The sequence below is a fragment of the uncultured Dialister sp. genome, from assembly GCF_937959425.1.
In the GTDB taxonomy this organism is placed as follows: Bacteria; Bacillota; Negativicutes; order Veillonellales; family Dialisteraceae; genus Dialister.
Genome location: NZ_CALGPS010000183.1, coordinates 36,738 through 55,081 on the forward strand (window position 1 = coordinate 36,738; position 18,344 = coordinate 55,081).

The 18,344-nt window shown below is 53.3% G+C and carries 14 protein-coding genes; all 14 read left to right on the forward strand.

Translation table 11 applies throughout. The annotated features are described in order from the left end of the window. Window positions 1–12: 12 nt before the first annotated feature. The 14 genes from Q0482_RS07520 to ispG all read left to right on the forward strand — a co-directional run bounded on the left by Q0482_RS07520 (window position 13) and on the right by ispG (window position 18,240). Window positions 13–279: an IreB family regulatory phosphoprotein gene (locus Q0482_RS07520; protein WP_291056850.1), complete on the forward strand. Its 267-nt coding sequence runs from the start codon at window positions 13–15 to the stop codon at window positions 277–279. A gap of 1 nt (window position 280) precedes the next feature. Next, entirely contained in the window at window positions 281–709 is a 429-nt protein-coding gene (ruvX, locus tag Q0482_RS07525; RefSeq protein ID WP_297001254.1) for a Holliday junction resolvase RuvX, read from the forward strand. 4 nt (window positions 710–713) lie between these two features. Beyond that, window positions 714–974 carry a DUF1292 domain-containing protein gene (locus Q0482_RS07530; RefSeq protein WP_299145156.1) on the forward strand — a complete coding sequence of 87 codons (261 nt, stop codon included), beginning with the start codon at window positions 714–716 and terminating at the stop codon, window positions 972–974. Between the two features lie 649 nt (window positions 975–1,623). Then, on the forward strand, window positions 1,624–2,892 hold the full coding sequence (locus Q0482_RS07535) for a DNA repair exonuclease (protein WP_299145157.1): 1,269 nt from the start codon (window positions 1,624–1,626) through the stop codon (window positions 2,890–2,892). Beyond that, window positions 2,889–5,885 carry an AAA family ATPase gene (locus tag Q0482_RS07540; RefSeq protein ID WP_299145159.1) on the forward strand — a complete coding sequence of 999 codons (2,997 nt, stop codon included), beginning with the start codon at window positions 2,889–2,891 and terminating at the stop codon, window positions 5,883–5,885. The genes Q0482_RS07535 and Q0482_RS07540 overlap by 4 nt, the downstream gene beginning before the upstream one ends. Before the next feature lie 2,481 nt (window positions 5,886–8,366). Beyond that, the gene (gene rpsB / locus Q0482_RS07545; RefSeq protein ID WP_299145161.1) at window positions 8,367–9,134 is read left to right on the forward strand and encodes a 30S ribosomal protein S2; all 768 of its coding nucleotides are present in this window, start codon (window positions 8,367–8,369) and stop codon (window positions 9,132–9,134) included. 89 nt (window positions 9,135–9,223) lie between these two features. Then, window positions 9,224–10,102, forward strand: coding sequence for a translation elongation factor Ts (gene tsf / locus Q0482_RS07550; protein ID WP_299145162.1), 879 nt, complete (start codon window positions 9,224–9,226; stop codon window positions 10,100–10,102). A 103-nt stretch (window positions 10,103–10,205) separates the two neighbouring features. Beyond that, window positions 10,206–10,934 carry a UMP kinase gene (gene pyrH / locus Q0482_RS07555; protein ID WP_299145164.1) on the forward strand — a complete coding sequence of 243 codons (729 nt, stop codon included), beginning with the start codon at window positions 10,206–10,208 and terminating at the stop codon, window positions 10,932–10,934. Window positions 10,935–10,936: 2 nt separating this feature from the next. Next, complete coding sequence (gene frr / locus Q0482_RS07560; RefSeq protein WP_299145166.1) at window positions 10,937–11,494, forward strand: ribosome recycling factor; 558 nt, start codon at window positions 10,937–10,939, stop codon at window positions 11,492–11,494. Window positions 11,495–12,654: 1,160 nt separating this feature from the next. Next, window positions 12,655–13,380, forward strand: coding sequence for an isoprenyl transferase (locus tag Q0482_RS07565; RefSeq protein WP_299145168.1), 726 nt, complete (start codon window positions 12,655–12,657; stop codon window positions 13,378–13,380). A 10-nt stretch (window positions 13,381–13,390) separates the two neighbouring features. Then, window positions 13,391–14,200: a phosphatidate cytidylyltransferase gene (locus Q0482_RS07570; RefSeq protein WP_299145170.1), complete on the forward strand. Its 810-nt coding sequence runs from the start codon at window positions 13,391–13,393 to the stop codon at window positions 14,198–14,200. An 11-nt stretch (window positions 14,201–14,211) separates the two neighbouring features. Beyond that, complete coding sequence (locus Q0482_RS07575; RefSeq protein WP_299145172.1) at window positions 14,212–15,375, forward strand: 1-deoxy-D-xylulose-5-phosphate reductoisomerase; 1,164 nt, start codon at window positions 14,212–14,214, stop codon at window positions 15,373–15,375. Next, entirely contained in the window at window positions 15,369–16,391 is a 1,023-nt protein-coding gene (rseP, locus tag Q0482_RS07580) for an RIP metalloprotease RseP (RefSeq protein ID WP_299145174.1), read from the forward strand. Before Q0482_RS07575 ends, rseP begins: the two co-directional genes overlap by 7 nt. 793 nt (window positions 16,392–17,184) lie before the next feature. Continuing rightward, the gene (gene ispG / locus Q0482_RS07585; protein WP_299145176.1) at window positions 17,185–18,240 is read left to right on the forward strand and encodes a flavodoxin-dependent (E)-4-hydroxy-3-methylbut-2-enyl-diphosphate synthase; all 1,056 of its coding nucleotides are present in this window, start codon (window positions 17,185–17,187) and stop codon (window positions 18,238–18,240) included. Window positions 18,241–18,344: the final 104 nt, after the last annotated feature.

The following is an 18,344-nucleotide window of genomic DNA, read 5'->3' on the forward strand; positions in this document are numbered from 1 at the left end:
GGAGGGATATATATGTCAGTCTCTGATGAAACGATTTTATTCAATACCAATGCCGATGAAGGCGAGAACCGACAGGCAGCCATGATTCTGCAGGAAGTGTATGCGGCTTTGAAAGAAGCAGGGCATAATCCTACGGTACAGCTTGTAGGATATCTTGTTTCAGGGGAGCCGACATATATTACCAGCCGACATGACGCCAGAAGGCTTATTTCTGGTATTGAAAGAGATGAACTGGTGGAAGAACTGGTCCGTTTCTACGTAAAGCACAAGGGCTTATGAAATGAGAATCATGAGTCTTGATGTGGGCTCCGTCACCATCGGCGTGGCGGTGAGCGACCTCTTCGGCTGGACCGCCCAGGGGCTGGAAACCATACGGCACACCACCCGGGAGGCCGATTTCAAAAGGCTTCGGGAGCTCACGGATCAGTACCAGGTAGAAGAATTTGTCATCGGCCTGCCGCTCAACATGGACGGCACAAAGGGCATCCGTGTGGAAAGAACCGAGGCCTTCGCCGAAGAACTGGCCAAGGCTTTCCCTGACATTCCCTACCATTTCTGGGATGAACGGCTTACCACCGTCATGGCCCAGAAACAGCTTATCGCAGCCGACGTGAGCCGGAAAAAACGAAAGAAAGTCATAGATAAAATGGCCGCTGTAGCCATCCTGGAAGGGTATCTGCAGCATCTTTCATTCAAAAACAGAGGATAAACCTATGACCGAGAAAAAAGAAGACCCCATCATTATTACCATTACCGGCCCTGACGGCAGTGAAAAAGACTACGTGCAGGATACGGTGATTCCCTTCGCAGGAAAGGAATTCGCTGTACTGGTATCCATTCCTGAGTCCGAGGACGAAGAAGAACCGGATATCATCCTTGCCAGAATTGACACCGATGAAAAGGGCGAGGCGGAATACGTTCCTCCAACGGATGAAGAATATGATGCGGTGGCAGACATTTACGACGCCATGTAAGAAATGTGACAAAGGGAACTGCGGCAGGAAGCCGCAGTTCTTTTGTGCTTTATGCATGGGACAGGAATGTGATAGAATAGGAAGAAAGCGCCTTTGAAGGGGCCGCGGAGCGGCCCCGGGTTCAAGATGGGGCGGCCCGCCTGAGGCGGGCTGGTTCAAAAGGTTCAGAGGAGGAAGGTTCTAAAGATTGACAGCGCCTAAGGCGCTGAGGGTTCTTACGTTTGACACGCCTTACGGCGTGAAGGTTGTGGTGGGCGCCTGCGGCGCCAGTATGAATAAAACTTTTACAACCGGGCTTCGCCCGATGGAAAACAGGCAAACCGCCCTTGCGCGTTGGAAAAGCGCTCCCCCTTTGGTGGCTTCGCCACCACCTTTCTCCACGGGAAAGCGTCTCACTTGGTTCTCAGGTCGCTATCACTCCCCTACGAACCAAGTTCGCTTGCCACCCCGCTGTGCGGGGGCACAATAAAGCTCCGGCTCTCCGCCATGCAGCATTTGAGACACAAAAGCCAATCCCGTAACGCTGACTTTATACTCATCGCCGCGAAGCGGCGATACCTTCCCCTCTGAACCCTTTGAACCTTTTGAACCCTCAAACTAGAAACTAGAAACTCTAGAGACATATACAAGAAACATACAAGGAGGACGTATGGGTAAACATTTTTCTTTTATCCATTGTGCTGATCTTCATCTGGGAGAACCATTCAGCGATATCCGCATGGGAAGCAGCGGTCCCTGGAATGAACAGATAGGGAAGGCCACTTTTAAGGCCTTTGAGAAGGTGGTGGATGCAGCCCTGGAGAACCGGGTGGATGCCATCCTGATTTCCGGCGATGTTTACAATGGCGACCATCACAGCCTGTCCGCCCAGATGGCCTTTGCCCGGGAGCTTTACCGGGCGGCCCAGGGGGGCATCCGGATTTTCATGGTTCATGGGAATCATGACCCCGGCGAGGCCTGGCGGGCGGATATCCCGCTTCCGGAAACGGTTCATATTTTCCCCGCCGACCATGTGGAAGCCGTTCCCCTGATGAAGGACAGGGAAAAGGCGGCCACTATTTATGGTATTTCCTATAAAACACGCCATGTGAAGGAAAATCTGGCAAAAGAGTTCCACCGGGAAAAGGACGATGGTTTTGCTATAGGCATGCTTCATACCGACGTGGGCAGTGCCGATTCACCCTATGCACCCTGCACGGCAGATGATCTGAAGGCTGCCGGTATGGATTACTGGGCCCTGGGCCATGTGCATACCCGCAAAACGATTTCCACATCCCCCTACATTGTCTATCCCGGCAACACCCAGGGCCTGAGCCTTCGGGAAACGGGCCCCCGGGGATGTTACCTGGTGGATGTAGGTGCCTATGGCACGGTGACTTTGAAATTTATTGAGACCGACACCATCCGCTGGATGGATATGACCATGGATATTTCCGCCTATTCCCAGGCAGAAGAGCTGATCCAGGCAGTGACCAAGAGAAGGAGCGGCCTCAAGGAACTCACCGGAAGGCCCAATATCATTCGCCTTATCTGCACCGGAAGCGGCCCTCTCCATGATGTGCTGTCCACGGAGGACGGCAGGGATTTCATCCTTCAGTCACTAAACGATAAGGAACAGTTCCGCTACCTCTTTGCCTGGTTCGTCCGGCTGGAAGACAGGACAAAGAGCGCCATCGACTTGAAGGAAAGGCGGGAACTTCCCGACGTGACGGGAAATTTCCTGAAGGCCTTCGATGAAATCGACAGGATGGATGAGGAAAAGAAAAAGGAAGAGCTCCGTAAAATTGCCGAGCAGCAGCCGGAGCTTGTGAAATACAGGAAACTGCTCCATTCCCTCTCTGACGAAAGCCTGCTTCATGCTTTTCAGAAAGCAGAGCTTCTGGGAGCGGAAATGCTGACAAAAGAGGAGGAAAAATGAAAATTACCGATCTTCAGCTCCAGCAGTACGGCATTTATCACGATGCCTCCTGGCAGCCCTCCCAGACGTCCCTCAATATCGTAATGGGAGAAAATGAAAGCGGTAAAACCACCATGCTCCGTTTCATCCGGGACATGCTCTTCGGCTACGGAAGGGGCAAATGGCAGGGACGGAAAGGAAATATGGGCTTCGTCCGTTCCGACGGCCAGTTTTACCGTGTTTTCCGGAACGAAAAGGAACAGTGGTTTGAAAATGCAAACCATGTGAAATTTACGGAAGACCTGCCTGCCGCCTGGTGGCACGGTCTCAACCGTTCCATTTATGAAAAGATATTCGCCGTAGGTCTGGAAGACCTGCAGGGCGCCTCCTTCCTGGCCAACGCCACCGTGCGGAGCCGTTTCTTCATGCTCCAGGGCGGCGACAAACTGGCTAATGCCAAGGCAGAACTGGAGGAAGCCAAAGGAAAACTCTTCACTTCCAGTGCCCAGGGCAAGAGAAAAATCAACCAGCTGGCTTCTGACCTGGAGGAAGCGGAAAAAGAACTGGACAGCCTTTCCAAACAGGAAAAGGATTTTTCCGACCTTCAGCACCGGCAGGAGGAAATGAAAAAGGAAATTGCCGACCTGCAGTTAAAGCTGGACAAGGATAATGAAGAAAACAGCCGCCTGGAAAAGCGGCTGGGCGCCTGGAAATACTATCAGCAGGCGGTGAGCGTGAAGCGCCAGCTGGATCTTTCCTCCCAGGTCACCATGTTCCCCTCCAACGGCAAGGAACAGTGGAACCAGCTTATGAACCGCATGAAGGTGATTCACGACCAGAAAGAGTCTCTGCAGGAAAAGCTGGATGCCTACAAACCTGTGAAAAAAGAGGAAATCATCCCCTGGATGGGCGTGGAAAACGAGCTGGAAAGGCTCTACGTAGATTTGGGCCAGTGGCGCCAGACCATGGCGGACGCCGAAGAAATGGAAAAGGAAAAATCGGACTGGCGCATCGATTTCGTCAATCTTGGTTATTCTCTTCCCCTGTGGGACCACGCCCTGAGTCTGGACAAGCCCTGCGAGAATGTGGACTGGGAAGAGGGGAGACGACTCTCCAAAAGCCTGGGCGTCAGGAACAATGAGCTCCATTTCTGGGAGCAGCGGGAACCGGAAGTGGAAAAACTTTCCGAAGATATGGAACTGCCGGAAAAGGAAGAATCGGAGTCCGACTGGCAGAATATCGAATCCATGGCCAGCGAGCTGGAACAGGTGCTTCATGAAGAAGCGGACATCCAGTCTGAAATGGACAGTATCAGCGCCACGGAGGATAAGAAATTCACTCCCTGGCTGTGGCTCAGCATGGCCTTCATCCTCATGGCGGCGGGCAGCATGGCTGCCTTTTACATGGCCAGGGCAGGCACCATAGCCATGTACGGCGCCGGCGGCGCTGCAGCCGCTGCTGTTTTATTCTTCTACCTTCACAGCCATGCCATCCATAAAAAGGGAAATACCCTGGAAAAACTGGCTCTTCGCAAAGAAGAGCTGGAAACACAGCGGAAAAATGTGAGCGGCAAATTCCCGGGCCAGGCACCGAAAACGGTGGACGAGCTGAAAGCTTTCCATAACCTGATGCAGGAAAAACGATCCGGTTTCTACAAGGACCAGGCAAAACGCCAGGCCGTTTCCTGGAAAAAGGAAACTATCAGGAAACAGATGCAGCAGCATAAAAACTGGGAAGAAGAAGGAGAAATCCTGACCGAAAAAAGGAATAAGGCGGAAAAAGCCTGGAACGACTGGCTCACCAGAAACAGCCTTCCCAAAACAGGAGCGGAAAACCTTTCCGCCCTGCAGGAACAGTGGCAGAAGATTTACTCCGCCGAAGGAAAGGGCAAAATCCTTGATTTCCGCCTGGAGCAGATCGACGCCAAACTGGATGCCTTTGCAGCAAGAGCCCAGTCTATCATCAAGGCCACTGGCCTTCCCTACGCCGTAAGTCCCGACGGCATAGCCGACATTTATGAGGAAAACCATCGCCGCAGCCTGGAGTGGGAAGCGCTGCAGGAAAAGAACAAGCAGCACGAAGCCTATGAAAAGGAAATGAGCAAGCTGGATGAAGGCTGGGCCTCCTGCCAACGGGAAATGGACACCCTTCTGAACCTGGTTCATGCTAAAAATGCGGAAGAATTTGCTGAAAAGGTCAATGCCCACGAACATCATGACCAGATTGCCAGGGAATGGGAAAGGGTGAAACAGGACCTTCGCATGTACGCCGGCGGAGAAGAAGAATTCGAAGCCCTCTGGCATGCACTGGAAACAGGCCAGTATGACCAGTGGATGGAAAACCACAATACACTGTCCCGCCGGATTGAAGAGGAATCGGCGAAACTGGGCGAACTCCAGAGAACCCAGGGCGCCATCGACAACGAAATCTTCCGCCTGGCAGGAGATGACTCCATGACCAGCGCCCTCCAGAAAAAGGAAAGAATCGAAGCGGAACTGAAATCCGCCCTGGAAGAATGGCTGACCCTCATGTACACCGAAGAACTGTTGACCCGTGCCCAGACTATTTATGAGTCGGGCCGCCAGCCTCAGATCATGAAAATGGCCAACGAATTCCTGAAGGATATGACCATGGGGAAATACTCCCTTCACATGGCAGACAACGGGAAAGACATTTTCATCGAAGACAGTACCCATGCTGTGAAAAATGAAAAAATCTGGTCCTCCGGCACCGGCGACCAGGTATTCCTCGCCATCCGCCTGGCCATGGCCCTTTCCTTCGGAGAACAGATCGAACCGCTGCCCATTGTGCTGGATGACATCTTTGTCCGTTTTGACGAAAAACGGCAGCGCGAAACCCTCCGCTTCCTCATGGAACTGGGAAAGAAACAGCAGATTTTCCTCTTCACCTGCCACGAAAGAACCATGCACATTGCAGAAGAAGTGGGATACGAAAAGGGTACAGGAGAATTCATCCACCTGTCTGCCGGACAGATTGAGCAGGTGGGGAGTTGAGGAATTAGTGGAAGTTGGATGTATTCCCGATATGGACACGCTTTCAGCGTGAGGGTTGTGGTGGGCGCCCTTTGGAAAATATGGGGGCGCCATTACGATAAAACCATACAACCGCCCTTGCGGGCGATGGAAAAAAGGCACCCCCTTTGGTGCCTTACGGCACCACCTTTCCCCCTGTTCAGGGGGCACTATGGGTGCTTCCCAATGTGCCACATGACACTATCGGTAGATATAGAGAGGTTTTATTCTCCCCCCTGAATAGGGGGGGGAGTCCGGCGCAGCCGGATAGGGGGTGGCCACGCCAGTGGCCAATTCACCGTAATGTTTAGCGTGAATTAAGCAGCAGGAAGGTATTCCCGTAACGTAAGGCTCCTTTCTCAGAAAAGGAGCTGGGCAGAGCCCTGAGAATAGGTCTTGAAGATAGATTCAAGCCACTATGAGACATCTTAGGCCCCGATGGGGCCTCGGATTTTCTGCGAAAATCTGCTATCCTCCGTCGCCTGACGGCGACACCTCCTTCCAGAGGAAGGAGGCTATAGCACTACCTCATGCGGCACTGGTGACACAAGAGACAAGCCCCGTAACGCTGACTTTATATTGCGCCCGTAGGGCGCCACCACAACCCTCGCAGCCGATAGGCTGCGTCAAACCTAAGAACCCTTGGGCCCGGAGGGCCCATCAATCCTAAGAACCTTTCCCCCTGAACCCCGCTAACGGGCCCTTCGGGCCCACCCCCTTTGGTGCCTGCGGCACCACCTTCCCCCCGCAAGCGGGGGGACAACAAAGCTTCGCGAGGCTTTATATTCATATGAGCCTCTATATTAAGCACGGGTTGTTCTGCCACCGCTTGCGGGGGAAGTCCGGCGCAGCCGGATAGGGGGTGGCCACGCCAGTGGCCAATTCAGCAGAATGCTTAGTGTGATTTATGTAGCAGGAGGGTAATCCCGTAACGCAGGCTCCTTTCTCAGAAAGGAGCTGGGCGAAGCCCTGAGGATAGGTCCGAATAATGCTCTTTGCACCTATGTGCCACATCAGGCCCCTTTGGGGCCTCGGCCTTTCTGTGAAAGGCCTGCTATCCTCCGTCGCCTGCGGCGACACCAACGGCCGGGCATTAAGGTGTTCGCTTTGTGTGCAGGCTATACTCAAATAAGAGCCCGGCTCAGAAGCCCTCTGCAGGGCTTCTGCCTTCCAAAGGAAGGGGGCTATAGCACTACGTCATGCAGCACTGGTGACACCAAAGCAAGTCCCGTAGCGCTGACTTTATACTCATTGCCCGAAGGGCAATCCACAACCCTCAGCCGCGAAGCGGCTGTCAGTCGAGTAGACGGAATCAGATTACTCTGTCCGCCCCTCACAGAACCGTACGTGCGGTTTTCCCGCATACGGCTCTTAGAATAGTCCTTGGGGTGTACTCGTTACACCTTATCAGTTGCAGTTCCGTTTACATTTAACTAATCTCTAAGTCTTAGTTTCGTCTACCTCTCTGTGCAGAACCTGTTTCCCTGCAATTGTTGACTATTCTTTACCCCCTTCACTCCACCTGCTTTCACAGGTTTCATCACTACTATGAGGTAATCCGACTGCTGACCGGGCATCTGTGACGTCTCCATACAGTAAAGTATTTTGGCGTCCATACCATTGGGATGGGTGTCATCCATTTAGGACCCTTGTCAGCTCTCCCAGGTACATGTATAGTACTTCGTGCGCTCGCCATGCTCTATGACCCCGGTGGAACCTGCACAGTTCTCGCCTATCGACCTGTACATTTCTGCCTGCGACCTAAGTTAGGGTATCGGCTTCCACACAACGTTCTAACGAGGCTGAATCGCTTCACGCTTTCGCATTACGGCTCTCGCACTCCTTTGTCTACGCTTCATGCTGGCCTCACGGCTTCACATGCAAGACTAAGTACCGGCTGCTTGCTAGGCTTTGCCGGGCCCGGGCTCTCACCGGGCTATACCATACACGCCGAACTGGCGCACAACTTCAGAACCCTTGCGCCCGTAGGGCGCATCCATCTTAAGAACCTTCCCCTACACAACCTGCGGACCCGCCCCCCTTTGGTGCTGACGCACCACCTTCACCCATAGGGAAGCGTGTCACTGGATTCTCAGTCGCCCAAGGGCTCCCTACAGCACGGCTATCACCGACTCACTAGATTCTCAGGTCGCTGCCGCTCCCCTACGAATCCAGTTCGCTGGTGTGACTCCAGTTCCCTTGCCACCCCGCAAGCGGTGGGACAATAAGACAGGGGAGAACCCTTCTACACAACCCTTTTACACAACCTTCGGCCGCAAGGGCCGTGAACCTTCACGCCCGCAGGGCGTGTCAAATTTCCCTCTTGCATCTCCCATTTCTTTTTGATAAAATAAAAAAGCTTGAGTACAAGTACACATGTCCGTGGATTTCATATCTGTGCCCTCTGACAGGGTGGTTATGGAAGAAGAAGCGGGCAGAGGTTATTAACAGGAGGTTATTATTATGTCAGTTGTATCCATGAAACAGTTGTTAGAAGCAGGCGTTCATTTCGGTCATCAGACCCGTCGCTGGAATCCGAAGATGGCTCGGTTCATTTTCACCGAACGCAACGGTATCTACATCATCGATCTGCAGAAGACCGTGAAGAAGGTTGAAGAAGCTTATGCTTTCATCCGTGATGTAGCAGCTAAGGGCGAACCGATTCTCTTCGTAGGCACCAAGAAGCAGGCTCAGAATTCCGTGAAGGAAGAAGCTACCCGCTGCAATCAGTTCTATGTAAACGAACGCTGGCTCGGCGGCATGCTCACCAATTTCCGCACCATCCAGACCCGTATCAACCGTCTGAAGGAACTGGAAAAGATGTTTGAAGAAGGCACCACTGACCAGTATCCGAAGAAGGAAGTTATCCTTATGAAGAGAGAACTGGAAAAGCTGGAAAAGAACCTCGGCGGTATCAAAGACATGAAGAGACTGCCCGGCGCTATTTTCATCATCGATTCCAAGAAGGAAGAAATCGCTGTTTCCGAAGCTCACAAGCTCCACATCCCCGTTGTTGCTACCGTTGATACCAACTGCGATCCCGATGTTATCGATTTCCCGATTCCTGCCAACGATGACGCTATCCGCGCTGTAAGACTGCTCACCAGCAAAATGGCTGATGCTGTTCTCGAAGGCCGTCAGGGCCAGCAGGAAGCTGAAGCTGCTGCAGAAGAAGCAGGCGAAGCTGCTGAAGCACCGGCCGAAGAAGCTGCTGCTGAAGACAAGGAATAATCTAATGGTTCGGGGGCCCTTTAAAACCCCCGGGGCATTGCCCCTCTTTATCTGACAAACACCTTGAATTTTATGATGGAGGTCATAAGATGAAAATCACAGCTAGTATGGTAAAAGATCTGCGTACTAAAACCGGTGCAGGCATGATGGACTGCAAAAAGGCACTGGTTGAAGCTGAAGGCGATATGGAAAAGGCTGTTGATATTCTCCGCGAAAAGGGCCTGTCCCAGGCTGCGAAGAAGGCAAGCCGCGTAGCTGCTGAAGGTGCTGTAGTTTCCGCTATCTCCGAAGATGGCAAAACCGGTACCATCGTTGAAGTCAACTGCGAAACCGACTTTGTTGGAAGCAACGAAGACTTCAGAGCTCTGGCTGCATCCATTGCCCAGCAGATTATTGCCGTAAATCCTGCCGATGTGGAAGCTCTCCTGGCATCCGACCTGAACGGCAAGACCGTTAAAGATACTGTAACCGAAGCTGTTGCAAAAATCGGTGAAAACATTTCTGTACGTCGTTTCGTACGTTACGAAAGCGCTGAAGGCAAAGTTTACAGCTACATCCATGGCGGCGGCAAGATCGGCGTTCTGGTTGAACTGAAAGGCGGAGATGATGAACTGGGCAAGGATATTGCCATGCAGGTCGCTGCTGCTAATCCTTCCTACCTCGACCGCACCGAAGTGCCTCAGGCTGAAATCGAACATGAAAAAGAAGTTCTTGCAGTGGAAGCAAGAAATGAAGGCAAACCTGAAAAGATCATCGAAAAGATGGTTCTTGGCAGAATCAACAAGTACTACAAGGAAGTATGCCTTGTGGACCAGGAATTCATTAAAGACGGCGATCTCACCATTGCCAAACTCCTGAAATCCAAGAATGCTGAAGTTCTTCGTTTTGCCCGTTTCCAGCTGGGTGAAGGCATTGAAAAGAAACAGGACGATCTGGCAGCAGAAGTTGCTAAACAGCTGAATCAGTAATTTACATATAAGAGGACACTTTCCGGTGTTCTCTTATTTTGTAAATGGATGGAAATACTATATAATAGATGTAGATCCGTTATGTTGTTTCTGGGGGTGTACCATGGAAGCTGAAACGAAACATTATAAGAGAGTTATGCTGAAATTATCCGGCGAGGCCCTGGCCAATGACAAGGGCTTCGGCATTGATCCGGAAGTGGTTTACCGTCTGGCAGGGGAAATCAAAGAAGCCTGCGAGTCCGGTGTGGAAATCGCAGTCGTTGTAGGCGGCGGCAATATCTGGAGAGGCCTCAAGGGCAGCCAGGGAGGCATGGACCGTGCCTCAGCCGACTACATGGGCATGCTGGCTACTGTCATCAACTCCGTAGCCCTGCAGGATGCACTGGAAAAACTGGGCGTATCCACCCGCGTGCAGACAGCCATTGAAATGCGGCAGATTGCAGAACCCTACATCCGCCGCCGCGCCATCCGCCATCTGGAAAAGGGCAGGGTGGTCATCTTCGGCGCAGGCACCGGCAATCCCTATTTCACCACCGATACCACCGCAGCTCTCCGCAGTGCGGAAATCGAGGCGGATGTGATGCTCATGGCCAAGAAACAGACCGACGGCGTGTACGATGCGGACCCGAAGTATCATCCGGAAGCCAAGATGTTTACCCATCTTACCTATAATGACGTGCTGCAGAAACAGCTGGCTGTTATGGACAATACCGCCATTACCCTCTGCATGAACAATAATATTCCCATCGTTGTCTTTAATATTGATGTTCCCGGAAACATTGTGAAAGCCTGCAGGGGAGAAACCCTGGGCACCCTCATTGAAAGGAAATAATTATGTACGAAGACGAACTGAAAAACTTATCTGTGAAAATGGACAAATCCATTACCGCCCTGAAAAATGAATTCACATCCATCCGTACCGGACAGGCCAATGCAAGTTTGCTGGACCGGGTATTTGTAGAATACTACGGCAGCCGCACACCGGTTACCCAGGTGGCCACCGTTTCCGTACCGGAAGCCAGAATGCTGGTCGTACAGCCCTGGGACAAGAGCCTTCTGAAGGAAATCGAAAAAGCCATCCTCCAGTCCGACCTGGGCCTGGTTCCTATGAACGACGGCAACCTCATCCGCATGGCCATTCCCCAGCTTACCGAAGAAAGACGTAAGGAACTGGTAAAAGTGGTCAACAAAAAGTCTGAAGAAGCCAAGGTGGCAGTCCGCAACATCCGCCGCGACGGCAATGTATTCCTGAAAAAGGAAGAAAAGAACAGCGACGTTTCCAAGGACGTGATCAAGGATACGGAAGACAAGATCCAGAAGCTTACCGATAAGAAGATTAAAGAAGTGGAAGCTGTCACCGATAGAAAAATTAAAGAAATCATGTCTGTGTGACGGGGCTGTAAAGCAGCCCGGATTGACGGCCCTTCAGGTCGAGGTTTGACGGGCCTTTCGGTGCGAGGGTTGTGGTGGGGCGCCTTTTAATTTTAGAAGGCGCCCTCTTATTGATAAAAACTTTACAACCGCCCTTACGGGCGATGGGGCTAGTGACCAGTGGCTGGTAGCTATTGGCTGGGAAGACCATACAACCGGGCTTTCGCCCGGGGAAAACAGGCAAACCGCCCTTGCGGGCGATGGAAAAGCGCCCCCTTTGGTGGCTGCGCCACCACCTTCCCCCCCAGCTTCGCTGGTGGGACTATGGGTGCTAAGCAGTGTGCTACATGACACCAAAGGTAAGCATTGAGGGGCTTATTCTGCCCCCTGCATAGGGGAAAGTCCGGCGAAGCCGGATAAGGGGTAGTCGCCGTAGGCGACTAATTTACCTCAATGCTTATCATGCCTTAAGCAACGGGAGGGAAAGCACGTAACGCAGGCTCCTTCCTCAGAAAGGAGCTGGGCGGAGCCCTGAGGAACACTTGAAGACAGTTCCAAGCTACTATGAGACATCTTAGGCCCCGATGGGGCCCCGGATTTTCTACGAAAATCCTGCTATCATCCGTCGCCTACGGCGACACCAACGGTCGGGCATTAAGGTGCTCGCTTAGTGTGTGCACAGCGAACTGGATTCGTAGGGGAGCGTAGCGACCTGAGAATCCAGTGAGTCGTTTCCCCTGTGGGGCAGGCTATACTCGAATATTAGCCCGACTCGACAGTCCTCTGCAGGACTGTCGTCTTCCAGAGGAAGAAGGCTTTTGCTCTTCGCCATGCAGCACCGGTGACACAAATGCAAGCCCCGTAACGCAGACTTTATACTCATGGCCGCGCCAGCGGCAATCCACAACCCTCGCCCGCAAAGCGGGCGTCAAACCTAAGAACCCTTGGGCCGCAGGCCCATCAATCTTAAGAACCTTTCTACACAACCCTTTTACACAACCTGCGGGCCCTACGGGCCCGCCCCCCCTTTGGTGCCTGCGGCACCACCTTCCCCCCGCAAGCGGTGGGACAATAAGTGAGGTGGGAGGGAACCCTCACGCCCGCAGGCGTGTCAAAGCGCCGGTTGATTTCATCAATCGGCGTTTCTTCACTGTTTTATTATCCTGAAACGAGGAATATGTATGTCTGATAAAAAATCCTTTCCTGAGCATGTGGCCATCATCCTTGACGGGAATGGCCGGTGGGCCCGGGAGAGGGGCAGGGAGCGGACTTACGGGCACCAGGTGGGCGCCGCCAATGTGAAGACCATTGTGCGTGCTGCCGGCCATATGGGCATCAAGGTGCTCACACTCTATGCTTTTTCCACAGAGAACTGGAAAAGGCCGTCTCTGGAAGTCCGTTTCCTTATGAAACTCTTTAAAAATTACCTTATTTCCCAGCTGAAGGAGCTGGTGGAAGACAATGTGCAGGTCCATATTGTAGGGGACACCTCTGTCCTCTCCGACGGTCTCCGAAAGGGCATTGAAGAATGCGAGCGGGATACCGCCGCCAATGACGGACTGATTCTGAATGTGGCCATCAACTACGGCGGCCGCATGGAAATCGTGCATGCCATGCAGGAAATCGCTGAAAAGGTGAAGGCCGGTGTGCTGCTTCCTGCTGACATTACCGAAAAGACGGTGGAGGCTCATCTCTATCCTTCTGATGCGAAGGACGTGGATCTTCTGATCCGTACGGGGGGAGAGTCCCGTATTTCCAATTTCCTTCTCTGGCAGGCTTCCTACAGCGAACTGTATTTCACAGATGTGCTCTGGCCCGATTTTACGGAAGAGGAGCTTCGAAAGGCAGTGGACTGGTTTACCGGCAGGGACCGGCGTTTCGGCGGCCTTACGGAAAAGGATCACTAATGGAGGTATTATGAAAGTTCGTGTTTTGACAGCCATTGTGGGCATCATTGCGGTGCTGGGCCTCGTATGGCTGGGTGGCTGGTTTCTGACAGGCGCCGTATTTCTTGTGTCCCTCATTGCTCTTGCAGAGTACGACCGGATGCTGAAGCAGATTTCTATCCGCATTTACCGTATTCCTGCTGCATTGGCGGTGGGGCTGACGGTGCTTTCCGCCGGATTTTACTCTGTCCGCATTTTTACGGCCCTTCTGTTTCTCACTTTCTGCCTCCTTCTTTTCCTGATCCTTGCTATTAAGAAGGAGGATATGACGAACCTGGTTTACACCTCCTTTGGCGCCCTTTATTTCGGTATCGGTTTCGGCACCCTGGCACTTCTTCGGGGGAGCCGGGAGCTTTTGCTGGTGGGAGCGGTGAACGGGGACCCTGGCGTTTTCCTCATTCTTTTCGCTCTGGTATGCACCTGGGCCAGCGATTCCTTTGCCTACCTGGCAGGAAGGAGCTTTGGAAAACATAAAATGGCGCCCCATATCAGCCCCAATAAGACGGTGGAAGGCCTCATTGGCGGCGCTGTCGGCTGCGTGGTGCTGGGTATGGCCCTTGGCTTTGGGTTCAAGTACGACATGACCCATGCCTTTTTCTTGTCCGTCATGGCGGCTGTCATGGCGCCGGTGGGGGATCTCTTTGAATCCTATGTGAAGCGGGCCTGTGATATTAAGGACTCCGGAAATATTCTTCCCGGCCACGGCGGCATGATGGACCGTTTCGACAGCCTTCTTTTCGTGGCGCCGTCCCTGGCTGCTGTGCTTGCCCTGCTTAGGTGAAAGGAGTTTTTATGAAGGAAATCGCAGTATTAGGTTCTACCGGTTCCATCGGCACCCAGACATTGGACGTCATCCGTGCCCATTCCGATTTATTTCATGCCCAAGTGCTCTGTGCCCATAAAAGCGTGGAAAAGCTCCTTGCCCAGGCAGAGGAATTTCATCCTTCCGCCATTGTCATTACCGATGAAGAAGCGGGAAGAAAATTCAAAGACCTCTATCACGGGGCTGCCGAAGTCATTATCGGCGGGCAGGGTTTGACTGAAGCGGCAGTGAGGGAGGATGTGGACCTGGTGCTGGTGGCGGTGGTAGGTATTGCAGGCCTTGCGCCCACCCTGGCTGCCATCGGCGCCGAAAAGGAACTGGCCCTGGCCAATAAGGAAACTCTCGTGGCCGGCGGCAGCCTGGTGCTGGAAGAAGCGAGAAAGCACCGCGTCCTCATCCGTCCCGTGGACAGCGAACATAGCGCCATTTTCCAGTGCATGCTGGGACAGGATAAAAAGCATATCCATAAACTCCTTCTCACCGCCTCTGGCGGTCCTTTCCGCGGAAAGACAAGGGAAGAGCTCGAGCATGTGACCGTGGCAGACGCCATGAAGCATCCCACCTGGAACATGGGCATGAAAGTCACGCTGGACTCCGCCACCATGTTCAACAAGGGACTGGAAGTCATCGAAGCCCACTGGCTCTTTGGCGTGGACTACGACGATATCGAAGTCATCGTCCAGCCCCAGAGCCTCATCCATTCCATGGTGGAATACGACGACGGCTCCATTATGGCCCAGATCGGAAATCCGGACATGCGCCTTCCCATCCAGTTCGCCCTGACCTATCCGGAAAGACTGCCGTCCCCTTCCAAAAAGTATGTGAACTGGCGGGACATTGCGTCCATTATCATTGAAAAACCGGACCTTGATGTGTTCCGCTCCCTTAAAATGGCTTACGAGGCAGGAAAGGAGGGCGGAAGCGCCGGCACCGCCTTCAATGCGGCCAATGAGGAAGCCATCCGCGCCTTCATTGCAGGGAAACTCTCCTTCCTTTCCATTTATGACGTGGTGGAAGAGACCCTTTCCCGTTTCATTTCAGGCCCTGTCCGCTCCTATGAGGACATTATGGAGGCAGACCGGATGGCCAGAAATCTGGCCCGGAATGAAATCGAAAGGATATCCCTATGCTGATTAATATCCTGGCCCCCATCTTCGTCTTTGCGGTTATCGTTCTCATTCATGAAGGAGGCCATTTCCTCACCGCCAAGCTCACCGGCATGAAGGTAGAAGAATTTGCTGTCGGATTTGGTCCCAAGCTGGGCGGTGTGAAGAAGGGGGAGACCCTTTACTCCCTCCGTGCCATCCCTCTGGGGGGCTTCAACCGCATTGCCGGCATGGACGGCAGCAAGACCGACGATCCAAGGGCCTTCTCCAACCGTCCCGTATGGGCAAGGCTCCTTGTCATAGCAGCAGGATCCCTCTTCAACGTACTTCTGGCCTTCTTCATCTTCACCGGCGCCTTTCTCTACGCCGGCTACCAGACCTTCCCGGACCTTCCGGTGGTGGGAAGCGTCCTTTCAGGCACCTCCGCTGAAAAACAGGGAATTCAGGCGGGGGACAGAATCCTCTCTGTGGCAGGAAAAGATGTGAAAAGCTGGACGGATATAGGGAAAATTACAAAAGATCTGGACAGTCGTATTATTCCTGTCAAAGTGAGCCATGAGGGGGAAGAGAAGACCCTTACCATCATCATGACCGACAGCGAAGGGGGAAGGCCCATCATAGGCATTTCTCCCTACCTAGAACATCATAAAGTGGGAATAGGACAGGCATTCCTCATGGGAGGAGAGCGCTCAGTCTATCTCCTTAAAATGATGGTCACCGGCCTTGTAGATATGATTTCCGGCCATGAAGCGGACGTGGCAGGCCCCATCGGTGTCGCCCGCATGAGTGCCCAGGTGGCGGATACAGGCTTCCTGTCCCTTCTTCTCTTCATCGCCCTTCTGAGCCTCAACCTGGGCTTTTTGAACCTCTTGCCCATACCGCTCCTGGACGGAGGCGTCCTTATCCTTACCCTCATTGAAGGAATAAGCGGCAGGGAACTTCCGGATAAGGCACTTTACTATATCCAGGCAGTGGGAGTCACCATCCTTCTGGGACTTTTTCTCTTTGCCATGTGCAATGACATCCAGGGGCTGATGAAATGACGCCCGCGGAGCGGGCGAAGGGGATAATGGCTTGCAGCTAGTGGCTGGTGGCTGGAAAAACCATACAATCGCCCTTGCGGGCGATGGAAAAGAGGCCCCCTTTTTTGGTGCTATAGAATGAGTGACTTAAATCAGATTAACACTGCGGTGATTCCCCCTTTGGTGGCTGGCGCCACCACCTTTCCCCCGCAGGCGGGGGCACAACAACCCGTGCTTTATTCAGAGCAACTTTTGATGGTAATGTTTCGCGGAGCTTTATTGTCCACTGTGCACATCCTGCATAGGATGTGCAAGTCGGGCGAAGTAAGGCGCCTAGCCTGCCCATAAGGGCGCTTTCCTTTTGTCGCCCGACCGATACAGCGGGGTGGCAAGGGAACTGGATTTGTAGGGGAACGCAGTGACCCGAAAATCCAGTGACACGCTTCACACCGTGGCGAAGGTGGTGCCGTAAGGCACCAAAGGGGGGAAGGCCGCCGGAGGCGGCCAATTCAGCAGAATGTTTAGGGGGACTTTATGCAGCACTGGTGACACTAATGGTAATCCCGTAACGCAGACTTTATAATCATAGCCGCGCCAGCGGCTTTCCACAACCCTCGCAGCCGATAGACTGCGTCAAACCCAAGAACCCTCCGGCCACAGGCCGGTCAAACTTAAGAACCTTTCTTCACAACCCTCTGAAATACAACCCTTTTATACAACCTGCGGGCCCTACGGGCCCGCCCCCTTTGGTGCCAACGCACTACCTTTTCCCCGCGCCCTACAGGCGCATTAACACAATCAATCAGGTGAAAAAATGGAAACAACCAGACAGATACATGTAGGCAGCGTTGCCATCGGCGGCGGCGCACCCATTGCTATACAGTCCATGAGCACCTTCAGTCCCGTGGACACAGCCTATGCGGCTGCCCAGATTAACGCCCTTCACAAAGCCGGCGCCGACATCGTCCGCATGGCGGTGCCGGACAGGAAAGCAGCGGAAGCGCTGGGAGCGCTTAGGAGCCTGGTGGACGTGCCGCTGGTGGCAGACATCCACTTTGACTACCGCCTGGCTTTGACGGCCATGGAACAGGGCATTGATGCCCTCCGCATCAACCCCGGCAACATCGGCAGCCGGGAGAATGTGGTAAAAGTGGTGGACATGGCCAAAGAAAAACATATCCCCATCCGTATCGGCATTAATGCCGGCTCCCTGCCCCAGCACATTCTCGATGAATACGGCGGCCATCCCACCGCCGAAGGCATGGTGGCCGGCGCCATGGAACACGTGAAAATTCTGGAAGAAGAAGACTTCCACGACATCGTTATTTCCGTCAAATCCACCGACGTTCCCATGATGGTCAAGGCAAACCGCCTTCTCCACGAAGAGGTGGACTATCCACTCCATCTGGGCGTCACCGAAGCAGGAACCCTTTACCGGGGCACCATCAAGTCCGCCATCGGCATCGGAAGCCTCCTTCTGGACGGTATCGGCGATACCATCCGTGTCTCCCTCACCGACGATCCCCTGAAGGAAGTAAAGGCGGCCAGGGAAATCCTGAGCTCCGTAGGCATGCAGCAGTACGGCCCCGTCCTCGTTTCCTGCCCTACCTGCGGCCGCACCCAGGTGGATCTTATCCACATGGCACAGGAAGTGGAAGAAAAGATCCAGAAATTCAAGAAACCTATCCGGGTAGCCGTCATGGGCTGCGCCGTCAACGGCCCGGGAGAAGCCAGGGAAGCGGACTTCGGCATAGCCGGAGGCAAAGGCAGCGGCCTTCTCTTCCGTAAAGGTAAAATCCTCCGCTCCGTGCCGGAAGAAGAACTGATTCCTGCTCTGATGGAAGAAATTGAAAAATTTGAAAATCAATGAAAAAAGGGGCTGTGAAAAAATGATTTACATTTTTTCACAGCCCATATTTTATCAGCTGCCGCAGGCAGCTGACCCCTTCCGGCTCGCTGCGCTCGCCACCCACC